Source organism: Streptomyces sp. OfavH-34-F (genome assembly GCF_022347745.1).
Classification (GTDB): Bacteria; Actinomycetota; Actinomycetes; order Streptomycetales; family Streptomycetaceae; genus Streptomyces.
Window position 1 is genome coordinate 1 of sequence record NZ_JAKRGC010000359.1, and the last position, 6,013, is coordinate 6,013.

Below are 6,013 nucleotides of genomic sequence, written 5' to 3' on the forward strand. Positions count from 1 at the left end.
CGGGGCCGGGGCCATGGGTGCGGCGGGCACCTCCGGCACCGGCAGGCACCGGGACGCCGACACCGCCGGCACCGGCGCGGGCCGTCCGCTGGCCGGGGCCGGGGCGGGCACCATGCGGTCCGGCGCCGGGCCGGACGGCAAGGAGGAGATGATCCGCTCCGAGGAGCAGCTGCACATCGGCACCGAGGAGTACGAGAGCGGCCGGGCCCGGCTGCACAAGTACGTCGTCACCGAGAACGTCACGCGCACCGTGCCGGTCTCGCACGAGGAGGTGCGTGTGGTCCGCGAGCCGTTGCAGCCCGGTGACCGGAAGGGCGTGCGCGGCGACCTCACCGAGCAGGACGTGGAGGTCACCCTGCACGCCGAGCGCGCCACGATGCGCAAGGAGACGGTCCCGGTCGAGCGCGTGCGGATGGAAACCCAGAAGGTGACGGAGCAGAAGGAGGTCTCCACCGAGCTGCGCAAGGAGCAGATCGACTACGCGGACGGCACCACCGAGGGCGGCAAGGACCGGGGCGGCCCGGACAGGGGCGGAAAGGACATGGGCGGCGAGTTCGGCCGTGGACGCCACCGCTGACCGGCGCCGGCGCGCCCGCCGCGGTGCACGGCGATCGAGGGCGGACCCGTCGGACGGGTCCGCCCTCCCGTGCGCCGGGGCCGGTGCGGGCGGTCAGGGCAGGAAGCGCACCGAGGGCCGGCCGTCCGGACCGTCCGGGGTGACGACGGACCGCACCCGGTAGACGTCCCGGATCAGCTCCTCGGTGATCACCTGCGCGGGGCTGCCGGCGGCGACCGCGCGTCCCTGGTCCAGGACCACGATCCGGTCGCAGAACATGGCGGCCAGATTGAGGTCGTGCAGGGCGACGACGGTGGTCAGCGGCAGCGAGGTGACCAGCGAGAGCAGTTCCAGCTGGTGCTGGATGTCCAGATGGTTGGTGGGTTCGTCCAGCAGGAGTTCGCGCGGGCGCTGGGCCAGTGCGCGGGCGATCTGGACGCGCTGGCGCTCCCCGCCGGACAGGGTGTGCCAGGACTGGTCGCGCCGGGCGGTGAGGCCGGTGCGTTCCAGGGCCTCGTCCACCGCGGCCGCGTCCTCGGCCGTGGGGGCGGACCAGGCGCGGCGGTGCGGGATGCGGCCCAGGCGCACGACGTCCAGGACGCTGAGTTCCTCCTGGGTGACGGCGTGCTGGTCGACGACCGCGACCCGCCGGGCGACGGCGCGCCGGCCGGTCGCGGCCAGGGGTGCGCCGTCCAGGGTGACGACGCCCGTGTGCGGGGCGAGGACTCCGGCCAGGATGCGCAGCAGCGTGGACTTGCCGGAGCCGTTGGGGCCGATCAGGCCGACGGTGGTGCCGGGTTCCGGGGCGAGGGTGACGCCGTCCAGCAGGAGCCGGCCCGCGGCCTCGCGGCCGACCCGGTCGGCCCGCAGCCCGCCGGCCGCCGCGGTCATGCCGGCCGCCTGGTGCGGTAGAGGACCAGGACGAAGGCGGGCACCCCGATCAGGGCGGTGACGACACCCACCGGTACCTCCTGCGGGTCGAGGACGGTCCGGGCGAGGGTGTCGGCCCAGACCAGGAAGACGGCCCCGGCGAGCGCGGTGACCGGCAGCAGTCTGCGGTGCCCGGAGCCGGTGAGCGCGCGCGCCGCGTGGGGCAGGACGAGCCCGACGAAGCCGATCGCGCCGGCCGCGCTGACCAGGGCGGCGGTGAGCAGGGCGGTCGTGCAGAGCAGGACGGTCCGGGTGCGTGCGACGTTCACGCCGAGGGCGGCGGCCGCGTCCTGGCCGAAGGCGAACGCGTCCAGCGTGCGGGCGTGGCCGAGGCAGACCGCCAGGGTCACCGCGAGGACGGCGGCGCAGACGCGTACGTCGCCCCAGCCGGCCCCGCCGAGCGAGCCGAGCAGCCAGAACAGCACCCCTCGGGTCTGTTCGGCGTCGGCGGCGGTCATCACCACGAAGGAGGTGAGCGCCGAGAACAGCTGCATGGCGGCGACCCCGGAGAGCACCACCCGGTCGGTGGAGCCGCCGAGGGTGTGGCTGAGCAGCATCACCAGCGCGAAGGAGCAGAGCGCCCCGGCGAACGCCCCGGCCGGCAGCGACACCGCTCCCCCGCCGACGCCGAGCACGACGACCAGGACCGCCCCGGTGGACGCGCCGGAGGAGACGCCGAGGACGAAGGGGTCGGCCAGCGGGTTGCGCAGCAGGGACTGCATGACGGTCCCGCAGACGGCGAGGCCCGCGCCGCAGACGGCGGCGAGCAGGGTGCGCGGCATGCGCAGGTTCCAGATGATGCCGTCGCGGATCGGGCTCAGCCGGGGCTCGCCGACACCGAGGTGGGCGGCGACGGCGGACCAGACGTCGGGGACGGAGATCCGGGCCGGGCCGATGGTGACGGCGACCGCGACGGACAGGACGAGCAGGGCGGCGCCGCCGGTCCACAGCAGCCCGTCGCACAGGGCGCGCGGGCCGGGGCCACCGGGGGCGGCGGGCGGCCGCTGCGTGCGGTCGGGCGGTGCGGCGGGCCGGTGGGTGTCGGTCACTTCGCGAGCCCGAACCCGCGCAGCCCGGCGGCCACCCGTTCCACGCCCTCGACGGTGCGGATGGTCGGGTTCATGGCCTGGCCGCTGAGCAGGACGTACCGCTTGTGGCGTACGGCGTCCATGTTCCGGGTGACGGGGTTGGACTCCAGGAAGGCGATCTTCCCGGCGGCACTCTCGGCGGTCTGGGACTTGCGGGTGAGGTCGCCGATGACGAGGACGTCCGGGTCGCGGTCGGCGACGGTCTCCCAGTTGATCTGCGGCCACTCGTCGTGGGTGTCGTCGAAGACGTTCTTCAGGCCGAGTGCGCGGGTGATGATGCCGGGCGCCCCGCAGCAGCCCGCCAGGTACGGGGACTCGGAGTTGGCGAACCAGTACAGGACGGTGGTGCCGGAGGCGTCGATGCCGTCGGCGGCCTCGCGGACCCGGGTACGGAGCCGGGCGACGAGCTTCTCCCCGCGTTCGGGCACGCCGAACACCCGGGCGAGATCGCGTACTTCGGTGTAGACGCTGTCCAGGGTGAGGGGGCCGGTGCGGACGCCGTCGCCGTCCTTGGTGTTGTCCTTGGCGGTGCAGTCGGCCGGCGCCACGTAGGTGGGGACGCCGAGCTTCTCGAACTGTTCGCGGGGGGCTACGCCGCCCTTGGCGAGGGTCGACTCGAAGTCGGCGGCGACGAAGTCGGGCTCCTGGTCGAGGACCTTCTCGGACGAGGGCCGGTTGTCGGCGATGCGGGGCACGCCCGCGTTGGCCTTCTCCAGGCCCTTCATCACCGGGTCGGTCCAGGTGGCGGTGGCGGCGAGCCGGTCCGCGAGGCCGAGCGAGAGCAGGATCTCCGTCGTGCCCTGGTCGACGGAGACCGCGCGCCGGGGGGCGGCGTCCACGGTGACGGTGCGTCCGCAGTTCTTCAGCACGACCGGATAGCCGTCCGCCTTCCCCGGGGCGCCGGCCTCGCCGGGCGGTGCCCCGCCGCAGGCCGTCAGGAGCAGGAGCGCGGCGGTGAGCAGGGTGGCGGAACGGGCGGGCCCTATGGGCGGCACGGGGTACCTCGGCGTCTCTGGGCCCAGGCGCGGGGCCCCCTGTACGGAACCCGCCGCCCGGTCCGGACGGCGGTCGCCAGCAGGTCTTCGGACTCGGGTTCACGCGGACGGGACGCCTTCCCGGCAGACGGTGTCTGCCAGTGGCCGTGGTCCCGCCCGTCCCCCTCACCGCTGCGCGTCAGTTCCGGATTCGCACCGGATTCCCTGACTCCTGGATGGAGTTCGACTGGCTGCGGGCACGCTACCACGAGGGTCCGCGCGGCCCGGCGCCCGCCTACGGCCCCCGTGGCCGGTGGGCCGGCCGGCTCACGGGCGCAGGAGCGCGACCACCGCGTTGTGGCCGCCGAAGCCGAAGGAGTGACTGACGGCCCGGCGGACGGGCCGGACCAGCGGCCGCTTGGTGACGCAGTCGATGTCGAACCCGGGCGCGGGGGCGTCCAGGTTGGCGACCGGCGGGATGACTCCGCGCTGGAGCGTGAGGATGGTCAGCCCCGCTTCGATGGCCCCGGCGGCGCCCATGCAGTGGCCGAGGACGCCCTTGGGCGCGGTGACGGGCGGCCGGTGCGGGTACATCCGGGCGATGAGCGCGGCCTCGGCGGCGTCGTTGCGCTCGGTCGCGGTGCCGTGCGCGTTGACGTGCTCGACGTCCTCGGCCCGCCAGCCCGCGTCGCGCAGCGCGGCCTCGACGGCGGCCCCGGCGATCCGGCCGTCGGGGCGCGGGCTGGTGGGGTGGTGGGCGTCCGTGGTGGCCCCGGTGCCGGCGAGCAGGGCGCGGGGTTCGGCGCCCCGGGCCTCCGCGTCGGCCGCGCGTTCCAGCACCATGACGGCGGCGCCCTCGCCCATCACGAGCCCGGCCCGGTCGGCGGCGAAGGGGCGGCAGAGCCGGGACAGGTCGCCGCCGTCCGGGTGGGCGGCGGCGCCGGAGCGGGCGAACCCGGTCATGGCGATGGGGAAGACCGTCGACTCGGTGGCCCCGGCGATCGCCACGTCGCACTGTCCGGTGGCGAGCAGGTCGCGGGCGACGGACAGCGCGGTGACCCCGGACGAGCAGGCGGTGCAGGGGGCCATGCTGGGTCCGGTGGCCCGCATCTCGATCGCGATCTCGGCGGCCGGCATGTTGGGGATGGTCAGCAGCACCCCGGCGGGCGAGGTCGCCTCGGGGCCGCGCCGCTCCAGGACCAGCGCCTGGTCGGTGAGGTGGGCGGTGCCGCCGCTGCTGGTGCCGACGACGACGGCGACCCGGCTGCCGTCCCAGCCGGCCGGGTCGAGCCCGGCGTCGGCGACGGCCTCCCGGGCGGCCAGAATCGCGAACTTGACGTACCGGCCCATCCGGAAGGCGGTACGGCGGCCGATCTCGGCGTCCAGGTCGATGCCGTCGACCACGCAGGCGAAGTCGACCGCGCATCCGGCGAGGGCGGGAACGGTGCGGACCGGGCTGGCCGCGGCGCACACACCGTCCCAGGTGGATTCGGTGTCGTTGCCGACCGGGGTGATCATGCCCAGCCCGGTGACGGCGATGGCGGGTGTCCTCATCGGGCGCTGCCCACCGGGCTGCCGCCGCCGGCCGCCGCGTGCAGGTGGTCGGTGAGCTGGGCGAGCGTGGTCCGCCGGTGCAGGGTGGCGGTGTCCAGTTCGACGCCGGTGGCCTCCCGGAGCACGACGGCGAACTCGGCGACCGCGAGGGAGTCCATGTCCAGGCTGTCCATCGTGGCATCCGGGAGGATCTCGGCCACGGGCACCTTGAAGGTACGGCTGAGTACATCGGTGATCCGGGGGTGAATCGTGCTCATGGTCTTCCTTTCCTCGTGTCCATCCGGTGGGGGGTGTCCGGCGCCGGTGCGCACTGTCCCGACGCCGGAACAACTGAGCAGCGACCATCCGGTTACGCCTTGCGGCGAACCGATTCGGCACTGCCCGTCCGCGCCGCGCCGCACCGGCGTGCGAGCAGGGCGACGGTGGACCAGTACACGAGGAGCACGGCCCCCGTGCCGACGGCCTGCGCGGCCCCGGCGGCGCGGCGCGCCCAGGTGCTCCTCACCGGTGCTCCTCCCCCGTGTGCCAGTGGGCCTCCGGGTCGTCGTAGACGTCGGCGTACCGGGCGCCCGTGATCGGCCAGTCGGCGAGCATCTCCTCCGGGAAGGCGAAGGAGTCGGCGAGTTCCGGCAGATGCGGGGCCACCGCCGCGATCATCTCCTCGGTGCGGTCGGTCAGCGACTCGGCCTGACCGGCGCTCAGGTGACCGGCCGCGAGCAGGTTGCCGCTCTCCCGGGCGACCCGGCCCAGGGCGAACAGCCGGGCCAGTTCGTCCAGCCGGTCGCGGCCGGGCCCCGGCGGCAGCGCCTCAACGGCGTCCGCGTACGCCTCGGCCGCCAGCCGGCAGGCATGCGCCTCGACGCCGCGCAGCGCCGGGCCCGCCGCCGCGTTCCACCGCTCCAGCGGGTCGC

8 protein-coding genes and 1 riboswitch are annotated in these 6,013 nt (G+C 75.2%); of the genes, 1 reads left to right on the forward strand and 7 read right to left on the reverse strand.

Going from position 1 to position 6,013, the window contains the following annotated elements; translation table 11 throughout:
- Window positions 1–577, forward strand: a 577-nt coding sequence (locus tag MHW47_RS30800; RefSeq protein WP_239227162.1) for a YsnF/AvaK domain-containing protein, incomplete at its 5' end; no start/stop codon positions are given.
- 93 nt (window positions 578–670) lie between these two features.
- Here the strand turns inward: MHW47_RS30800 and MHW47_RS30805 are convergent.
- From MHW47_RS30805 to MHW47_RS30835, 7 genes are all read right to left on the reverse strand, one after another.
- A complete protein-coding gene (locus tag MHW47_RS30805; protein ID WP_239227163.1) occupies window positions 671–1,447 on the reverse strand; it encodes an ABC transporter ATP-binding protein in 777 nt (258 codons plus the stop codon).
- Window positions 1,444–2,535 (reverse strand): FecCD family ABC transporter permease, encoded by a 1,092-nt coding sequence (locus MHW47_RS30810; protein ID WP_374230176.1) that lies wholly within the window; start codon window positions 2,533–2,535, stop codon window positions 1,444–1,446. The genes MHW47_RS30805 and MHW47_RS30810 overlap by 4 nt, the downstream gene beginning before the upstream one ends.
- On the reverse strand, window positions 2,532–3,569 hold the full coding sequence (locus tag MHW47_RS30815) for an ABC transporter substrate-binding protein (RefSeq protein WP_239227164.1): 1,038 nt from the start codon (window positions 3,567–3,569) through the stop codon (window positions 2,532–2,534). Before MHW47_RS30815 ends, MHW47_RS30810 begins: the two co-directional genes overlap by 4 nt.
- Before the next feature lie 60 nt (window positions 3,570–3,629).
- Window positions 3,630–3,815: riboswitch (cobalamin riboswitch) on the reverse strand.
- Between the two features lie 60 nt (window positions 3,816–3,875).
- Complete coding sequence (locus tag MHW47_RS30820) at window positions 3,876–5,102, reverse strand: beta-ketoacyl synthase (protein WP_239227165.1); 1,227 nt, start codon at window positions 5,100–5,102, stop codon at window positions 3,876–3,878.
- On the reverse strand, window positions 5,099–5,359 hold the full coding sequence (locus tag MHW47_RS30825) for an acyl carrier protein (RefSeq protein ID WP_239227166.1): 261 nt from the start codon (window positions 5,357–5,359) through the stop codon (window positions 5,099–5,101). Before MHW47_RS30825 ends, MHW47_RS30820 begins: the two co-directional genes overlap by 4 nt.
- Window positions 5,360–5,451: 92 nt before the next feature.
- The gene (locus MHW47_RS30830; RefSeq protein WP_239227167.1) at window positions 5,452–5,607 is read right to left on the reverse strand and encodes a hypothetical protein; all 156 of its coding nucleotides are present in this window, start codon (window positions 5,605–5,607) and stop codon (window positions 5,452–5,454) included.
- A partial coding sequence (locus MHW47_RS30835; RefSeq protein WP_275449838.1) for an acyl-CoA dehydrogenase occupies window positions 5,604–6,013 on the reverse strand: 410 nt, incomplete at its 5' end. The genes MHW47_RS30830 and MHW47_RS30835, both read right to left, overlap by 4 nt.

Excerpts from the sequence above, each read along its gene's own strand:
- MHW47_RS30805 (WP_239227163.1), bottom strand. The coding sequence starts at position 1,447 with ATGACCGCGGCGGCCGGCGGGCTGCGGGCCGACCGGGTCGGCCGCGAG.
- MHW47_RS30820 (WP_239227165.1), bottom strand. The coding sequence starts at position 5,102 with ATGAGGACACCCGCCATCGCCGTCACCGGGCTGGGCATGATCACCCCG.
- MHW47_RS30825 (WP_239227166.1), bottom strand. The coding sequence starts at position 5,359 with ATGAGCACGATTCACCCCCGGATCACCGATGTACTCAGCCGTACCTTC.